This window comes from Senegalia massiliensis (assembly GCF_009911265.1).
Taxonomy (GTDB): domain Bacteria; phylum Bacillota; class Clostridia; order Tissierellales; family SIT17; genus Anaeromonas; species Anaeromonas massiliensis_A.
The window spans coordinates 116,048-132,992 of record NZ_QXXA01000005.1 but is presented as its reverse complement, the minus strand read 5'-3'; the positions used below and the strand labels follow the sequence as shown (position 1 = coordinate 132,992).

General features: G+C 30.5%; 21 protein-coding genes. All 21 read left to right on the top strand.

Annotated features, from left to right (window positions below):
* The first annotated feature begins 19 nt into the window (after nt 1-19).
* The 21 genes from D3Z33_RS04790 (at nt 20) to D3Z33_RS04690 (ending at nt 16,929) form a co-directional block, all read left to right on the top strand.
* Nucleotides 20-1,153, top strand: coding sequence for a 1-propanol dehydrogenase PduQ (locus D3Z33_RS04790; protein ID WP_160196642.1), 1,134 nt, complete (start codon nt 20-22; stop codon nt 1,151-1,153).
* Between the two features lie 182 nt (nt 1,154-1,335).
* On the top strand, nt 1,336-1,686 hold the full coding sequence (eutS, locus tag D3Z33_RS04785) for an ethanolamine utilization microcompartment protein EutS (RefSeq protein ID WP_130805635.1): 351 nt from the start codon (nt 1,336-1,338) through the stop codon (nt 1,684-1,686).
* 10 nt (nt 1,687-1,696) lie between these two features.
* On the top strand, nt 1,697-2,122 hold the full coding sequence (locus D3Z33_RS04780; protein ID WP_160196641.1) for a EutP/PduV family microcompartment system protein: 426 nt from the start codon (nt 1,697-1,699) through the stop codon (nt 2,120-2,122).
* Between the two features lie 33 nt (nt 2,123-2,155).
* On the top strand, nt 2,156-2,728 hold the full coding sequence (locus D3Z33_RS04775; RefSeq protein ID WP_160196640.1) for an ANTAR domain-containing response regulator: 573 nt from the start codon (nt 2,156-2,158) through the stop codon (nt 2,726-2,728).
* A gap of 1 nt (nt 2,729) precedes the next feature.
* Nucleotides 2,730-4,154, top strand: a complete 1,425-nt coding sequence (locus tag D3Z33_RS04770; RefSeq protein ID WP_201750431.1) for a sensor histidine kinase — start codon at nt 2,730-2,732, stop codon at nt 4,152-4,154.
* Nucleotides 4,155-4,255: 101 nt separating this feature from the next.
* The gene (gene eutA / locus D3Z33_RS04765; RefSeq protein WP_160196639.1) at nt 4,256-5,698 is read left to right on the top strand and encodes an ethanolamine ammonia-lyase reactivating factor EutA; all 1,443 of its coding nucleotides are present in this window, start codon (nt 4,256-4,258) and stop codon (nt 5,696-5,698) included.
* Nucleotides 5,699-5,723: 25 nt separating this feature from the next.
* Nucleotides 5,724-7,088, top strand: coding sequence for an ethanolamine ammonia-lyase subunit EutB (locus D3Z33_RS04760; protein ID WP_160196638.1), 1,365 nt, complete (start codon nt 5,724-5,726; stop codon nt 7,086-7,088).
* Between the two features lie 39 nt (nt 7,089-7,127).
* Nucleotides 7,128-8,012 carry an ethanolamine ammonia-lyase subunit EutC gene (gene eutC, locus D3Z33_RS04755; RefSeq protein ID WP_160196637.1) on the top strand — a complete coding sequence of 295 codons (885 nt, stop codon included), beginning with the start codon at nt 7,128-7,130 and terminating at the stop codon, nt 8,010-8,012.
* A gap of 16 nt (nt 8,013-8,028) precedes the next feature.
* Complete coding sequence (gene eutL / locus D3Z33_RS04750) at nt 8,029-8,682, top strand: ethanolamine utilization microcompartment protein EutL (RefSeq protein WP_130805641.1); 654 nt, start codon at nt 8,029-8,031, stop codon at nt 8,680-8,682.
* 20 nt (nt 8,683-8,702) lie between these two features.
* Nucleotides 8,703-9,344, top strand: coding sequence for a BMC domain-containing protein (locus D3Z33_RS16900; protein WP_201750430.1), 642 nt, complete (start codon nt 8,703-8,705; stop codon nt 9,342-9,344).
* Nucleotides 9,345-10,817 carry an acetaldehyde dehydrogenase (acetylating) gene (locus D3Z33_RS04740; protein ID WP_160196636.1) on the top strand — a complete coding sequence of 491 codons (1,473 nt, stop codon included), beginning with the start codon at nt 9,345-9,347 and terminating at the stop codon, nt 10,815-10,817.
* A gap of 26 nt (nt 10,818-10,843) precedes the next feature.
* Complete coding sequence (locus D3Z33_RS04735; RefSeq protein WP_160196635.1) at nt 10,844-11,128, top strand: BMC domain-containing protein; 285 nt, start codon at nt 10,844-10,846, stop codon at nt 11,126-11,128.
* A gap of 72 nt (nt 11,129-11,200) precedes the next feature.
* Complete coding sequence (locus tag D3Z33_RS04730) at nt 11,201-11,932, top strand: cobalamin adenosyltransferase (RefSeq protein WP_160196634.1); 732 nt, start codon at nt 11,201-11,203, stop codon at nt 11,930-11,932.
* 16 nt (nt 11,933-11,948) lie between these two features.
* The gene (gene pduL, locus D3Z33_RS04725) at nt 11,949-12,599 is read left to right on the top strand and encodes a phosphate propanoyltransferase (RefSeq protein ID WP_243153419.1); all 651 of its coding nucleotides are present in this window, start codon (nt 11,949-11,951) and stop codon (nt 12,597-12,599) included.
* Entirely contained in the window at nt 12,599-13,423 is an 825-nt protein-coding gene (gene eutJ / locus D3Z33_RS04720) for an ethanolamine utilization protein EutJ (RefSeq protein WP_160196633.1), read from the top strand. Before pduL ends, eutJ begins: the two co-directional genes overlap by 1 nt.
* 20 nt (nt 13,424-13,443) lie before the next feature.
* Nucleotides 13,444-14,103, top strand: coding sequence for a hypothetical protein (locus D3Z33_RS04715; RefSeq protein ID WP_160196632.1), 660 nt, complete (start codon nt 13,444-13,446; stop codon nt 14,101-14,103).
* 21 nt (nt 14,104-14,124) lie between these two features.
* Complete coding sequence (locus D3Z33_RS04710; RefSeq protein WP_130805648.1) at nt 14,125-14,397, top strand: EutN/CcmL family microcompartment protein; 273 nt, start codon at nt 14,125-14,127, stop codon at nt 14,395-14,397.
* Nucleotides 14,398-14,418: 21 nt separating this feature from the next.
* Complete coding sequence (locus tag D3Z33_RS04705) at nt 14,419-15,765, top strand: 4Fe-4S dicluster domain-containing protein (protein ID WP_160196631.1); 1,347 nt, start codon at nt 14,419-14,421, stop codon at nt 15,763-15,765.
* A complete protein-coding gene (locus D3Z33_RS04700) occupies nt 15,762-16,310 on the top strand; it encodes a BMC domain-containing protein (RefSeq protein ID WP_160196630.1) in 549 nt (182 codons plus the stop codon). Before D3Z33_RS04705 ends, D3Z33_RS04700 begins: the two co-directional genes overlap by 4 nt.
* Nucleotides 16,311-16,327: 17 nt before the next feature.
* Nucleotides 16,328-16,624 (top strand): hypothetical protein, encoded by a 297-nt coding sequence (locus D3Z33_RS04695; RefSeq protein WP_160196629.1) that lies wholly within the window; start codon nt 16,328-16,330, stop codon nt 16,622-16,624.
* Between the two features lie 23 nt (nt 16,625-16,647).
* The gene (locus D3Z33_RS04690) at nt 16,648-16,929 is read left to right on the top strand and encodes a BMC domain-containing protein (RefSeq protein ID WP_130805652.1); all 282 of its coding nucleotides are present in this window, start codon (nt 16,648-16,650) and stop codon (nt 16,927-16,929) included.
* Nucleotides 16,930-16,945: the final 16 nt, after the last annotated feature.

Here is a 16,945-nt window from a genome sequence, read left to right as displayed (position 1 = left end):
AAATATGAGGAGTGATATAATGAATAGATTTGAGGTAGGACCTCAAATACTTTATGGCAGAGGTTCTATTGGATGCTTGATTGAAAAAGACTTTAGAAACGTTATGCTTGTAACTGAAAAATTCATAGTGGATTCTGAAATATCCAAAAAAGTTACTAATATTCTCAGTTTACAAGGATCTGATTATAATGTATTTTCAGAGGTAAAACCAGACCCTACTGTAGATTTAGTAATTAAATCTTTAGATATGATGGTAACTGAAAGACCAGATTGTATAATTGCTCTTGGTGGGGGTTCATCTATTGATACAGCTAAAGCAATGATGTATTTTTTCATGAAAATGGATCAAAATAAAGAGATGAAGAAACCATATTTTGTAGCAATTCCTACAACAAGTGGAACAGGTTCTGAGGTAACATCTTACTCTGTGATTACAGATACTAAGGAAGGCAAAAAGATAGCTTTTGATGATCCAATCATGATGCCAGATTTAGCTATAGTGGATTCTAAATTTACAATTACAGTACCCAAAAAAGTAACTGCAGATACTGGATTAGATATATTGACTCATTCTATTGAAGCATTTGTATCTAAAAAATCAAATGATTATACAGATACATTGGCTGAAGGGGCTATTAAGATAGTGTTTAGTTATTTGCTTAAAGCATTTAAAGATGGAAAAGATGAGGTTGCGAGAGAAAAACTTCATAATGCTTCTACCATGGCAGGTATTGCATTTAACAATTCCTCTCTAGGAATAAATCATAGTTTGGCCCATGCATTAGGAGCTAGATTCCATATACCTCATGGAAGAGCAAATGCTATGTTAATGCCACATATCATAAAGTATAATTCAGAAGAGAAACAAGCTCGAAGCAGATATGCTTATATAACAAAAAGTATAGGTATAGAAGTACCAGATGAAAGAAATAGTGTAAATGCACTTGTAAAGGCAGTTGAGATATTAAATGAAAAACTTGAAATTCCACATTCATTAAAAGATATGGGAATAGAAAGAGAAGAATTCTATAGTGCTATAGATGAAATGGTTGATAAAGCAATGAATGATATATGCACAGAAAACAATCCAAGAATTCCATCTAGAACAGATTTTATAAAGATATATGAAGATTTATATAATGGAAAAAAATAGCATGATGATTTTTGTTAATATGATATTGATTTAATTTAAACGGTATGTTATAATGATTTAAAATTGAATATATATTGTACAATGGGGTGCAGTAAGAAAGCGAGGAGGCTTACACTGAAACGGTTAACTATGTTTTGGGGTAGGGCTTTATGTGTTTTTAGACTAATTAAGGAATGATTAAAATGGAAAAAGAAAACAAACAAAGAATAATACAAGAATTTGTTCCTGGGAAACAAGTGACTTTAGCACATCTTATTGCGAATCCTGACAGGAGTATATATGTTAAGTTGGGACTAAATGATGAATTTAGTGATGCTATTGGTATACTTACTATAACTCCTAGTGAAGCAGCTATAATAGCAGCAGATGTAGCTACAAAATCAGCAGATGTAGAAATAGGTTTTATAGATAGGTTTAGTGGATCTTTAGTTATTACTGGAGATGTATCAAGTGTAGAATCATCTTTAAAAGAAATAATAGCAGTATTAAGTGACTCACTTTTATTTACTCCAGCACAAATTACTAGATCATAAAGAGGTTAATATGAAAAAAATTATTATTATTGGTTCAATTGGTAGTGGAAAAACTACTTTAATACAGTCTTTAAAAAAAATGAATACTCAATATAAAAAGACACAAGCTTTAGAATATTATGGTAATATCATAGATACTCCAGGAGAGTATTTAGAAAATAGAAGATATTATAATGCTCTTACAATAGCATCTTATGATTGTGATGAGATAGCATTAATTCAAGATTCAAGCAATAAAAGATGTGTTTTTCCGCCTAACTTTGCTTCAATATTCACGAAGCCAGTGATAGGTATAGTCACAAAAGTGGATAAAGAAGATATCTATATTGAAGATTCTATAAAATGTCTTGAATTAGCAGGAGCGCAAAAAATATTTAAAGTAAGTTCAAAAGAAGATATAGGCATAAAAGATATACAAAATTATATTAATGATTAATATTCTAAAATTGTATCAAGGAGGCATAATATTATGAAATATAATATAGTGATAGCCGATGATGAGCCTATTACTAGAATGGACCTTAAGGAGTTTTTAGAGGAAGAAGGCTACAACGTTGTAGGGCAAGCTTCTGATGGGTTCGATGCAGTAGAATTATGTAAAGAGTATAATCCTGATTTAGTTCTTATGGATGTTAAAATGCCTATATTGGATGGGATGAAAGCATCTAAGGTAATATTAAAAGATAATATTGCTAAGAGTGTGATACTGTTGACAGCTTATAGTGGACCAGAGTTTATAAAACAAGCAAAAGAAATTGGAGTTATGGGATATATTGTAAAGCCTATAAACAAACCAAATCTTATACCTGCTATTGAGGTTGCTATAGCTAAAGGTAGAGAAATTCAAGAAATAAAAAAAGATATAAAAACAGCTAAAGACAAATTAGAAGCAAGAAAGGTTATTGAAAAAGCAAAAGGTATATTGATGGAAACGAATAATATTACTGAAGACCAAGCATATAAGAAAATTAAAAAACTAAGCATGGATAAACGTTGTCCTATGCAAGATATTGCATCTGCAATTATAATGAGTAATTCATAGAATGGAGGGGGACATTATCATTAGAGAAATATGTAAAAAACACACTACCCTTTCTGATTCTGATATAGATAAAATAAATGAAGTATCAAGGGTATTACCTTTGATAGCTAATTTAGTAAAAGCAGATATATTTATAGATTGTTTAACTGAAGATTCAGATACTGCTATAGTTGTTGCAGAGGCATCACCTACTACATCTATTTCTATGTATAAGAATTCAGTTGTTGGTCAATTAGCTTTTAGAAAAAATGAACCAGCTGCTCTTAGAACCTTAGAAATAGGAATGCCTACACGTGATTTAAAAGCTATAACACAGGAAAATAAAACAGTAAGACAAAGTGTTGTACCAATTTACAATAATAATGAAGATGTTATAGCATGTTTGATAATGGAACAAGATATAACTCGAGATATAAATGAGACACACAAAATGGAAGTGCTTACAGAGACTACGGAACAACTTACAGAGACATTACTAAATTTTGAAGATAGTAAACATTCTTTGACCTATCATGTTAATGATGCCATAGTTATATTTGATAAAAAGGGGATAGCAACTTATGCAAATCCAGTTGCAAAAGAACTTTATAAAAAATTAGGATATAAAGATCCTGTAATAGGAATGGATTTTAACAACGTATCTTTAGATGAAAATTCTATTATAGAAGTTATAAATGAACCTAGCTTGAGAAAGACGGAAATTACTGCAGGTAAATTTGTACTACAGTTAAAATATGCATTGATGAAAAGTGAAAATAAGATAATAGGAATTACAATGCTGATAAAAGATATAACTGAGGTAAGACAAAAGGAAAAAGAATTAATTTTAAAATCTGTTGCCATAAGGGAAATACATCATAGAGTAAAAAATAATTTACAAACAATAGCTAGTCTTTTAAGTCTTCAATCTAGAAGAGTAAAAAATGAATCAGTAAAAAAGGCATTTCATGAAAGTATAAATAGAATGCTTAGTATTGCTGTTACTCATGAGATATTAGCTCAAAATGGTATAGATGATATAGATTTAAAAACTATAATAAATAAAATAAAAAATAGCACTTTAAGGTTAGGTTTACCTTATAAGAAAAAAATAAATATAAAAATAAAAGGCGATAGTATAACTATAAATTCTGATAAAGCTACTTCAATAGCATTAGTAGTAAATGAATTATTACAAAATTCTTTGGAGCATGCTTTTAAAGGTAAGGCTGAAGGAAATATAGAAATATCTGTACAAAAGGGTATATTATATTCTAGTATTTCTATAATTGACGATGGTCGTGGTTTTAATATAGATGAAAATAAAAAACATAGTTTAGGCCTTGAGATAGTAAAAAGTATTGTCAAGGATAAACTACAAGGACATTTGAATATGGATTCCACATCAAATGGTACAAAAGTAATTTTTGATTTTAAAAACGAATAATATAACACAATGGAGTGTTTGGAGAAGGCAAAGGAGCCTAGAGCGGTATGTATACACATACCCTTTAGGCTCCTTTTGCTATTTTGACTGGAGGAATTTAATTGATGGAGCAAATACTTAGTGTAGGAATAGATATAGGTACTTCTACTACTCAATTAGTTTTTAGCAAACTATTTATTGAAAATACAGCTTCTTCTTTTGCTATACCGAAAGTAAATATAGTAGATAAAAAAGTTATATATAAAAGTGATATTTATTATACTCCTTTAAAATCTATAACTGAAATAGATGGTGAATATGTAAAGACAATTATAGAGTCAGAATATAAAAAAGCTAATATATCACCTAAAGATGTAGATACAGGAGCAGTAATAATAACTGGAGAGACAGCTAGAAAAGAAAACGCTAACTTAGTTTTAGAAAAATTGAGTGGATTAGCAGGAGATTTTGTAGTAGCTACTGCAGGGCCTGATTTAGAATCTATAATTGCTGGAAAAGGTGCAGGAGCTGATGTGATTTCTAAACAAGAAAAAACAGTAGTAGCAAATTTAGATATTGGAGGCGGTACTACAAATATATCTATATTTGATAGAGGTGAGGTTATTGATACTACTTGTTTAGATATAGGTGGCAGATTAATTAAAGTAAATCCTGAGACCATGAAAATTGAATATGTATCAGACAAAATAAAAAAACTTGCTAAAAATATAGATATTGATTTAGAAGTTGGAAAAAAGATAAATCAGCATGAATTAAATTATGTAACAGATAAAATGTCAGATGTGCTTGAAGAGGCATTAGGTATAGGAGTTAAGCAAAATAGTAAAGATCTAGATTTGATATTAACTACAAAGGGACTTAAAAAAGAATATGATATAGAATATATTTCTTTTTCAGGTGGAGTTGCAGATTGCATATATGATGCTGAAGCAAACAAAGAAAGTTTTCAATATGGCGATATAGGTGTGGTTTTAGGTAAAAGCATAAGAAAAAGTATATTATTTGATGAGTTCAAAGTACACAAGCCATCTGAAACCATAAGAGCTACTGTTGTGGGAGCAGGAACTCACACTACTGATATAAGTGGAAGTACTATTACTTTTACAAAAGATATGTTCCCATTTAAAAACATCCCTATTTTAAAACTTTCAAGTCAAGATGAAGAGTTAGATTACCATAGCTTAAGTGGAGCAATCCAGGAAAAGCTTAATTGGTTTAACTTAGAAGATGGTAATCAACTAATAGCTTTAGCATTGAAGGGGGTGAAGAATATAAGCTTTAATGAGCTGCAATCTTTGGCCAAGAGTGTCATTGAAGGTATGAAAGAAATAATAGATACTGAAAAACCCTTAATAGTTATTGTGGAAAATGACATAGCAAAAGCATTAGGACAAACCATAAACAGACTTTTAGGTTACAACAAAGATATAGTTTGTATAGATAGTGTAAAGGTAAAAAATGGTGACTTTATAGATATAGGGAAACCTTTAGCAAATGGTAAGGTTGTTCCTGTTGTAATCAAGACATTAGCATTTGGATATTAATTATAAAACTAAGAGGTGAAAATGTATGATATTAAAAACTAAATTATTTGGAGATGTATATCAGTTTAAATCAATCAAAGAAGTATTAGCTAAAGCCAATGAAGAAAAATCAGGGGATAATTTAGCAGGAGTTGCAGCAGAGTCAACAACTGAAAGAATAGCTGCAAAAGAGGTATTAAGTAATTTAACACTTAAGGATTTAAGAAATAACCCTGTTATTGGTTATGACGAAGATGAAGTTACTAGAATTATTCAAGACTCAGTAAATGAAAGAATTTATGGAGAAATAAAGAATTGGACAGTTGGAGAATTTAGAGAATGGCTGTTAGATCATAAAACTACAGAAAGCAAGATTAAGAGAGTCAGCAGAGGAATTACAAGTGAAATGGTTGCAGCTGTAACAAAGTTAATGTCAAACTTAGACCTTATATATGCTGCAAGTAAAATCAGAATAACTGCTACTTGTAATACAACAATAGGAGTTCCTGGTACTGCTTCTGCAAGACTTCAACCTAACCATCCAACAGATAATGTAGAAGGAATCTTAATTTCTGCTATGGAAGGATTATCTTATGGTATTGGTGATGCTGTAATAGGATTAAACCCTGTAAATGACAGTGTTAGCAAGGTTACTGAAGTATTAAATGCATTTGAAGACCTTAAAAACAAATGGGAAATACCTTCACAAACAAGTGTATTAGCTCATATTACTACTCAAATGAAAGCAGTAGAAAAAGGTGCACCTGCAGATATGATATTCCAAAGTATAGCAGGATCTGAAAAAGGTAATGAAGCATTTGGAGTAAATGCTAAATTAATAGAAGAAGCTAGAGATTTAATGTTAAAAGAAGGTACTTCAGCAGGACCTAATGTAATGTATTTTGAAACAGGACAAGGTTCAGAGTTATCATCTGATGCTCATCATGGAGTAGACCAAGTAACATTAGAAGCTAGATGTTATGGATTAGCTAAAAAATATGATCCATTTATAGTAAATACAGTTGTTGGGTTTATAGGACCAGAATATCTATATGATAGCAAGCAAGTTATAAGAGCAGGACTTGAAGATCACTTCATGGGTAAACTTAGTGGAATTTCAATGGGAGTTGACGTATGCTACACTAACCACATGAAAACTGACCAAAATGATATAGAAAATCTTTCAATATTATTACACAATGCAGGATGTAATTATATAATAGGTACTCCACTTGGAGACGATGTAATGCTTAACTATCAATCAGCAGGTTATCATGATATAGCAGCTTTAAGAGAATTAATGAACTTAAAACCTATAAAAGAATTCCATGAGTGGACAGAAAAAATGGGAATAACAAGAAATGGAGTTTTAACTGAAAGAGCTGGAGATGCATCAATCTTTTTAAAATAATATAGATTATAATCATTGAAAAATGGAGAGGTGAATTAAATGGTATCTGAAAAAGATTTAAAGGAAATAGTAGAACAAGTATTATCACAATTAGATGGTAAACCTTCTGATAATAGTGATAAATGTTCTTTACCAGAAACAAAAGTATCGGATGTAGATAATAGTGAATTGTCTGATATAACTGAAGTGAATTTAAGGGAACAATTATTAGTGCCAGAACCAGAAAATAAGGAAGAGTATCTAGAGCTTAAAAAGAATACAGCTGCTAGAGTAGGTGCTTGGAGATCTGGACCAAGATGTAAGACAAGTACACTTTTAAGATTTAGAGCAGATCATGCAGTTGCAATGGATGCAGTATTTACAAGTGTAGATGAAAAAATTGTTGAAGAAATGGATCTTTTTACAGTTAAAACAAAGTGTAAAGATAAAGATCAATATATAACTAGACCAGATTTAGGTAGACAATTTGCTGATGAAGAGATAAATAAAATAAAAGAAAACTGCAAAAAGAATCCACAAGTTCAAATAATAGTTGCAGATGGGTTAAGTTCTACAGCTATTGAAGCTAATATTAGAGATATACTTCCAACATTAAAGCAAGGTTTAGAAGGATATGGACTTGAACTTGGAACACCATTCTTTATTAAATATGGACGAGTTCCATCAATGGATGTAGTTTCAGAAGTTACTGGAGCAGATGTTACTTGTCTTTTAGTAGGAGAAAGACCTGGACTTGCAACAGGAGAAAGTATGAGTGCATATATAGCATATAAAGCAACAGTTGGAATGCCAGAAGCAAGAAGAAATGTAGTTTCAAATATTCATAAAGATGGTACTGCTGCAGTAGAAGCAGGAGCTCATATAGCTCACATTATAAATGAAATGGTAAAACAAAAAACTAGTGGTTTAGATTTAGAATTATAAATAGGAGGGATTATTCATGAAAAATGATCCAATTTGTGCAGAGGTATTAAGTGTTAAATTGATTCCAAATGTGGATGATGACTTAGCGAAAGCATTAGAACTAAAACCAGGACATAAGAGTATAGGATTAATAACAACAAATGTTGATGATGTAGGTTACACTGCATTAGATGATGCTACAAAGAAAGCAGAAGTTGCAGTAGCATATGCTAAATCTTTCTATGGTGGAGCAGACAATGCAAACACAAAACTTGCAGGTGAGTTTATAGGCATTCTATCAGGACCTACACCAGCAGAAGTAAGAAGTGGTTTAGATGCAGCAGTTGATTTTATTAAAAATGATGCGTGCTTCTATAGTGCAAATGATGATGATTCTATAGTATATTATGCTCATTGTATTTCAAGAACAGGATCATTTATATCTGATATGTGTGGAATTAGAGAAGGGGAAGCTGTAGCTTACCTTATAGCACCACCAATAGAGTCTATGTATGCAATGGATGCTGCTCTAAAAGCTGCAGATGTTAAGATGGTAGAATTTTATGGACCACCATCTGAAACTAACTTTGGTGGAGGACTATTGACTGGTAGTCAATCAGCATGTAAGGCAGCATGTGATGCATTTGCAGCTGCAGTAAATAGTGTAGCTGATAATCCAGTTAAATATTAGTATGAGCTGTGGTGATGATGATGAAAAATGAAGCTCTAGGAATGATAGAAACATATGGATATATAGGAGCAATTGAAGCTGCAGATGTATGTGTAAAATCAGCTAATGTGAAGTTGTTAGGGTGTGAATTTGTAAGAGGAGGACTTGTAACTATTCATATAACAGGTGATGTAGGAGCAGTAAAAGCATCTATAGATGCAGCAGAAGCAGCGGTTAAAAAAGTAGGTAGTTTAATATCTTCTCATGTAATACCTAGACCTGGCGAAGGTATTGAAAAAATATTGCCTGTAGGGGAAAATGAGAACAGCAATGAAGAAGATATTAAAGAGAAAGTAAAAGAAGAAAAAGAAGAAAAAGAAGAAAAAGAAGATTCAAAACTACAAGACAAAATAGAGCCAGAAGAAAAGAAAGAGCAAAATCAAGAATCACAAAAAGAGTCAAATAAAGAAGAAAAATCAAATGAAGATAGCAGTTCATTTGATATAAAAATTCATACTAAAGAAAATCTTAAAAATAAAAAAACAGTTAAGTTAAGAACTATAGCTCGAGAATTGGATGATAAATATAGTGATTTTTTTCCAATAGAAAGAAATAAAATTAAATATTCTAAGAAAAACGAGCTAATAGATGCAATACTAAAGTTTTACGAAAGGGTGAAGTAAGTGCATATAAAAGATAAAGACTTAAGCTCAATTCAAGAAGTAAGGGATTTAGTAGAAAAAGCTAAAAATGCTCAACAGAAATTGAAGCTTAAAAGTCAAGAAGAAATAGATAAAATAGTTAAAGGAATGGCTGAAGAGGCATATAAACAAGCTGATAGACTAGCAAAAATGGCAGCAGAAGAAACAGGATTTGGAGTATATGAAGATAAAATAGTAAAGAATAAAGTTGCTAGTAAAGCAGTATATGACTATATAAAAGATATGAAGACTATAGGTATAATAAATGAAGATAAACACAGAAAAATAGTAGAAATAGCTACACCAGTTGGAGTTGTTGCAGGTTTAATTCCATCAACAAACCCTACATCTACAGCTATTTATAAATCACTTATATCTGTTAAATCTGGAAACACAATAGTATTTAGTCCTCATCCTTCAGCACTAAATAGTATAAAAGAAACAGTAGATATACTTCAAAAGAAAGCAGAAGAATTAGGTGCTCCAGAAGGTACTATAAATTGCACAACAATACCTCATATGGAGGGAACTAGTGCTTTAATGAAAAATGATGATGTAAGCCTAATACTAGCTACAGGTGGTTCAGCTATGGTAAAGGCAGCATATAGTTCAGGAACACCAGCTTTAGGAGTAGGTCCTGGAAATGTACCTGCATTTATTGAAAGAACTGCTGACATAGATTTAGCAGTAAAGAGAATATTAGATAGTAAAACATTTGATAATGGTACAATATGTGCTTCAGAGCAAGCAATTGTAACAGAAAACTGCATTAAGAATCAAGTTAAAAAATCTCTTGTACAACAAGGTGCATACTTTTTAAATAGTGTTGAGAAAAAGAAAGTAGGAGATGTAATTCAAGATAAGTCAGGCAAGTTTAATGGAAAAATTGCTGGTAAATCTGCTAAAGAAGTAGCTAGAATGGCAGAAATTAAAGTTCCAAATAATACAAGAGTATTAATAGCTGAAGAAACTAATGTAGGAATTAAATATCCATTTTCAAGAGAAAAACTATCTACAATACTTGGATTCTATTCTGAAGAAGATTGGAATAGTGCATGTGATAAATGTATTGAGTTATTAAATTATGGAGGACTTGGTCATACATTATCAATTCATTCAAAAGATGAAGAGATAATAAAGGCATTTGCACTTAAGAAACCTGCATCTAGAATTTTAGTTAATACTCCATCAGCACAAGGAGCTTTAGGTGCAACTACTAATTTATCTCCAGCACTTACTTTAGGTTGTGGTGCTGTAGGTGGTAGTGCTACATCAGATAATGTAAGTCCTTTAAATCTAATAGATATAAAGAGATTAGCATATGGAGTAAAAGAAGTAGAAGATTTAGCGGATGAATATGAAACTAATAAATGCAAAGAAAATGATTCAAATGCTGATTTAGATGTTGAAGCAATAACAAGATTAGTAATGGAACAACTACAAAATATTAAATAATATAAAATTTAAAGGAGGATATTAAAATGGCAAATGCAAACGCATTAGGAATGATAGAAACTAAAGGATTGGTAGGATCTGTAGAAGCTGCAGATGCAATGGTAAAGGCAGCAAATGTTACACTTATTGGAAAAGAGCATGTAGGTGGAGGATTAGTAACTGTAATGGTTAGAGGTGATGTTGGAGCAGTTAAAGCTGCAACAGATGCTGGAGCAGCAGCAGCAGAAAGAGTTGGAGAATTAGTATCTGTACATGTGATACCAAGACCTCACAATGAAGTAGAAACTATATTACCAAAACTTGAAGGTTAATTAGTCTAAGGTGATATCTGACCCTTTAGTTTAAAGGGTCAGACTTATCCCTTAAAAAGGATGTGATAATAGATGAAAGTTTTGACTGAAGCTCAACTCAGAGCTAAACATAAAAAGGAACAAATGGAGAATTTAATTGTCAAATCCAATACCATAATTACTCCTTCGGCTAAAGAATACTTAAATGAAAAAAATATCAAATTAGTATTTGAAGACAAGGAACATTTAGAAACAACTAATGAAGAAGAAAAAGAGACAAAAGAAGAAAAATTTACTCCTAAATATATATGTCAATATACAGGAGGATATTTAGAAGAAAAGCCAGAAAATATGACTCAATTATATGGTAATGAATTGGTTTTTAAAAATCATCCTAGCATTATATTTAGAGGAAAACTTGATAGTTTGCAATCTAAAATACTTGAAATTCAAGTGTTAGCACATAAAGATAAAAAAACTAAATTAATAGATGATTTACAAGAGATACTTGAATTTGTTAGAAATATATTGAAATCAGAAGTTATAAATCAAAAAATAGAAGACTTCAATTTTTTTGGAATAGAAGAAACAGATATAAGAGAAATGTCACATAATCCAAAAAATAATTTAGGCGTGGATCACATTCTACCAGATTATAAAATGGGAGAATTAGTAATAGGACTTAATTCAATAAGAAGTAATATTCGTGAAGTTGAAATAGTTTCTATCTCGTTAAATAGAGATGACATCATTAAATCACTTAATAGATTAAGTAGTGCAGTATATGTAATGATGTGCAGATATTTAGCTGGATATTATAAGTAATATAGGAGGTGATTTCTTGGATGAATCAAGAGTAAAAGAAATGATAAGTAAAATTATAGAAGAGTTGAATTCAGATGATACAGACAAGATAATACCTGTAGAAGCATCTGCAAAACATGCTCATTTATGTAAAGAAGATGTAGAAAAATTATTTGGAAAAGGTTATAAACTTACTCCTAAAAGAGAATTATCTCAACCTGGCCAATTTTTATGCGAAGAAAGAATTAATATAATGGGGCCTAAAGGAGTAATTAAAAATGTAGCCGTATTAGGACCTGAAAGAAACAGTACTCAAATTGAAATATCTAAGACTGATGGTATAGCTTTAGGTGTTAATGCACCTGTTAGAGATTCAGGAGATACAGAGGGTAGTGCAGATCTATTTATTTCAGCAGGAAAAAATATTATAAAAGCAGAAGAAGCTGTAATAATAGCAAGAAGACATATTCATATGCCACCAGAAGCAGCAGATAAATTTGGATTAGTAGATAAAGATATTGTAAATGTAAAAATATTAAGTGATAGACCAGTTATATTTGAAGATGTTTTAATTAGAGTAAGTGAAAAATATAGCTTAAATATGCATATAGATTTTGACGAAGCTAATGCCTGCAATCTAAAAAAAGGAACAAAGGGACAAATACTGGATAAAAAGGAGAATATCTAATGATAGACTTTAAAAATTCAGATGATTTAATCTCTCAACTGGAAAAAACTATTGATAATCCTAAGAAAGTAAATAAAGATGAAGAATTACTTGTAGGCGTGGATTTAGGTACAGCATATATTGTAATAGTTGTATTAGATAAAGATAAAAATCCAGTAGCATGTGAAATGGAATTTGCTCAAGTTATAAGAGACGGTTTAGTAGTTGATTATATAGGGGCTATGAATATAGTTAGAAAGCTTAAGAAAAATATAGAAGAAAAAATAGGAACTGAGTTGACTAAAGCTGCAATAGCAGTACCGCCAGGAACAGGTGAGAAAGATAGCAAGACTCATAGATATGTTGTTGAAGGTGCTGGATTAGAAGTTGTAAATATATTGGATGAACCTACAGCTGCAAACGAAGTACTTCATATAACTGATGGGGCCATAGTAGATATAGGTGGTGGAACCACTGGACTATCTATAATAGAAGATAAAAATGTAGTATATGTAGCAGATGAAGCTACTGGAGGAACACATTTAACATTAGTAGTTGCTGGTAGTTATAAGATGAAGTTTGAGGATGCAGAGAATTTTAAGAAAGCTAAAGATAAACAAAGTGAAGTATTTCCAGTAGTAATACCAGTAATTCAAAAAATGGCAAGTATAGTTCATAATCATATTCAAAAATATGATGTAAAAGAATTATATCTTGTAGGAGGTACAAGTTGTTTACAAGGTATAGAAACAATTATCGAAAAGGAAACAAAAGTAAAAACTATAAAACCTAAGAATCCATTTTTAGTAACCCCTTTAGGTATCGCAATGAATTGTAAAATATAAAGGACGTGGATATTTTGGATTTGAATACAATTAACATTGATAAATTAGTAGAGTATTTAACGAAGGAAGTAATGAAAAAAATAAATTCTAATACAGTACAGAAGGATAAAATATTAGTAATTAATAAAGAAGAAAATGATTTTAGAATAAAAGATGATAATTTTAGAATAGATTATCTCTATGAAATAGATGAAGATTTAGAAATTGATAGTTATAAATATATTATAGTATCTGATTTTACAAAAGATCAATTGATTGATATTTCTATGGGTAAATCCACAGATAATGTTTCTTCTATAGTAACAGAAGGTATTCTAAAAGGAAAATCAATTTCTATTTTAACTGATGGAGTAGAATATCATAAATATAAAAATACTTCTAATAAAAACTTCTATAATATGCTTAAATCATATGAAGAAAAACTTATTTCCTTTGGAATAAGCTTTGTAGATAAAGAAAATATAACTGAGATATTTTATGATAAAAAAGAAGAAGAGTCAAAAATCAGCTTAGATAAACAAGACTTTTATACAATTAATAATAAAATAATTACAGAAGCTATATTAGAAGATATATATAGAAAAGGTTACAAAAATATTCTTATAAATAAAAATACTATAGTAACTCCCTTAGCCAAAGATTATATAAGAATAAACAATATTACAATTTCAAAAAAATAGAATCACAGGGAGGACAAGTTTATGATAATAGGTAAAGTAGTTGGAAATGTGTGGGCTACAAGAAAAGATGAAGCCTTAAATGGATTCAAGTTATTAGTAGTCAAACCATTAGATGAATATACTGAAAGAGACATACCTACTATAGTTGCAACAGACATAATTGGAGCTGGCATAGGTGACAATGTATTAGTAGTAAAGGGAAGTTCAGCTAGGAAAGCGTTGGACAAGAATAATGCTCCTATAGATGCTACAATAGTTGGAATAATCGATGAAGTAGATATAGATGACAACTAACTAAAAAGAGGTGTTTAAATTATGGATTTATTACAAAAAACATATGAAGCGGGTGTTGTAGGAGCAGGGGGCGCTGGTTTTCCTACTCATATAAAGTTAAATGCTAATGTTGAATATTTCATTATAAATGCAGCTGAATGTGAACCTCTACTAAATACAGATAAATATCTTATGAGTATTAAAGCTGAAGAAATGATAAAAGGTATGGAACATATAGGAGAGCTTTTAGGAGCAAAGTATCTTACAATAGCTATAAAACAAAAAAATTCTAAGGAAATTAGTATCTTAAAAGAAACTATAAAAAAACTAGATTCTAAAGTTGAGTTATTTTATCTGAAGAACTTCTATCCAGCTGGTGATGAACAAATGACAGTATATGAAGTTACAGGAAGATCAATTCCTGAAGCTGGTATTCCTTTAGATGTTGGAACTGTAGTATCAAATGTAGGCACTGTAATAAACGTGTATAATGCTATAAATGATAAGCCAGTAACTGAAAAATATATTACTGTAGTAGGAGAAGTTAATAATCCTAGAATGTTAAAAGTTCCAATAGGTATTTCAATAAAAGAATGTATAGAAGCAGCAGGAGGTTCAACCCTTGATGATTATGCAGTAATAATAGGTGGACCTATGATGGGTACTATAATAGATGATGATGAATCAAGTAGTATATATATTAAAAAAACAGATGGTTCATTAATAGTTTTACCAAAAGATCACTATATAGTTAAAAGAAAAAGAAAGCCTATAAAAACAATAATAAATGAAACACGTTCAGCGTGTATTCAGTGTAGGTATTGTACTGATTTATGTCACAGATATCTTTTAGGACATAAATTAAGACCACATAGAGTTATGAGAAATGTAGGAATGGCAGAACGAGATCCAGAAATTATGAAAGAATCTTTATTATGTTGTGAATGTGGAATATGTGAATTATATTCTTGCCCTATGGGGTTGTCTCCTAGATTAGTAAATATCTTTGTTAAAGGTGAACTGAGAAAGCAAGGCATAAGACCAGAAAAGGGCAGTTTAGATATAGAAAGTAGAGAGATGATAGAGTATAGAAAAATACCTACTAATAGGTTAATGTCTAGATTAGATATTATGAAATATTCTGATCAACAAATAGATGAATTAAAAGAAGTTAAAGTTAAAAAAGTATCTATTCCATTAAGTCAACACATAGGAAAACCTGCTACATCTATAGTGAATATAGGAGATAAAGTATCAAGAGGACAGTTAATAGGAAAAGTAGAAAGAAATGATATGGGAGCAAATGTTCATTCATCTATAGATGGTAAGGTAGTAGATATTTCAGATAAAATTATCATTGAAATAGAAGATAATGAGGTGATCTTATGATAAGAACTATAGGTCTTATAGAATTAAATAGTATAGCTAAAGGTATTGAAACAGCAGATGCTATGTTAAAAGCTGCAGAAGTAAACTTGATATTATCGAATTCAATATGTCCTGGTAAATATATAGTTTTAATATCAGGTGATGTTGGATCAGTAAAATCAGCAGTAGAAGTAGGCAAGAATATAGGAAGAGAATATATAGTAGATGAATTAATATTACCAAGTGTTCATCCACAATTAATAAATGCTATAAATGGTGCTACAGAAATAGGAGATTTAAATGCTATAGGAGCAATGGAATTTTTCAGTATAGCTACTTCAATTGTTGCAGCAGATGCAGCAGCAAAAGCTGCTTCTGTAAACTTAATTGAAATAAGACTTGGTTTTGCAATAGGTGGAAAATCTTTTGTAACTTTAAGTGGTGATATAAGTGCAGTCAATGAAGCAGTAGAAGCAGGATCAAGTATAGGTAAAGAAAATGGAATGCTTATAAATAAAGTAGTTATACCATCTCCTAGAAAAGAAGTTTTTGAAAAGCTCTTATAAAAGACAGGAGTGATAATGTGAAAAAGATATTACTTACTAAAAACAATTATAAAGAATTTATATCTAAAGGTAGTTCAAATATATATGTATCTGATAATATGATACTTACTGCTGGAGCTAAAGACCAAATAAGAAATAATAATTTAAAAATAATATATGGAGAACAACCAAAAGAAGATAATAATTTATTAGATGAAGAAAATCTTAAAAATAAAGTAATAGAAATATTAAAGCACGATCATGATGTAACAGACAAACAAAAAATTGATAAAGTTTTAAAAATAGTTTTAAAAATAGTTTCAAAAAATAAATAAAAAATTAAGAGGAGTGATTGTAAATGGCAATTCAAAATGCATTAGGAATGATAGAAACAAAAGGGTTAGTAGGAGCAGTGGAAGCAGCAGATGCAATGGTGAAAGCAGCAAATGTTACATTAATAGGTAAGCAACAAGTAGGTGGAGGATTAGTAACTGTAATGGTAAGAGGCGATGTTGGAGCAGTTAAAGCATCAACTGATGCAGGAGCAGCAGCAGCTGAAAGAGTTGGACAATTAATTTCTGTTCATGTAATACCAAGACCACATAATGAAGTTGAAGTAGTATTACCAAAGAGTGAGTAGTATAGAAAATAAATTT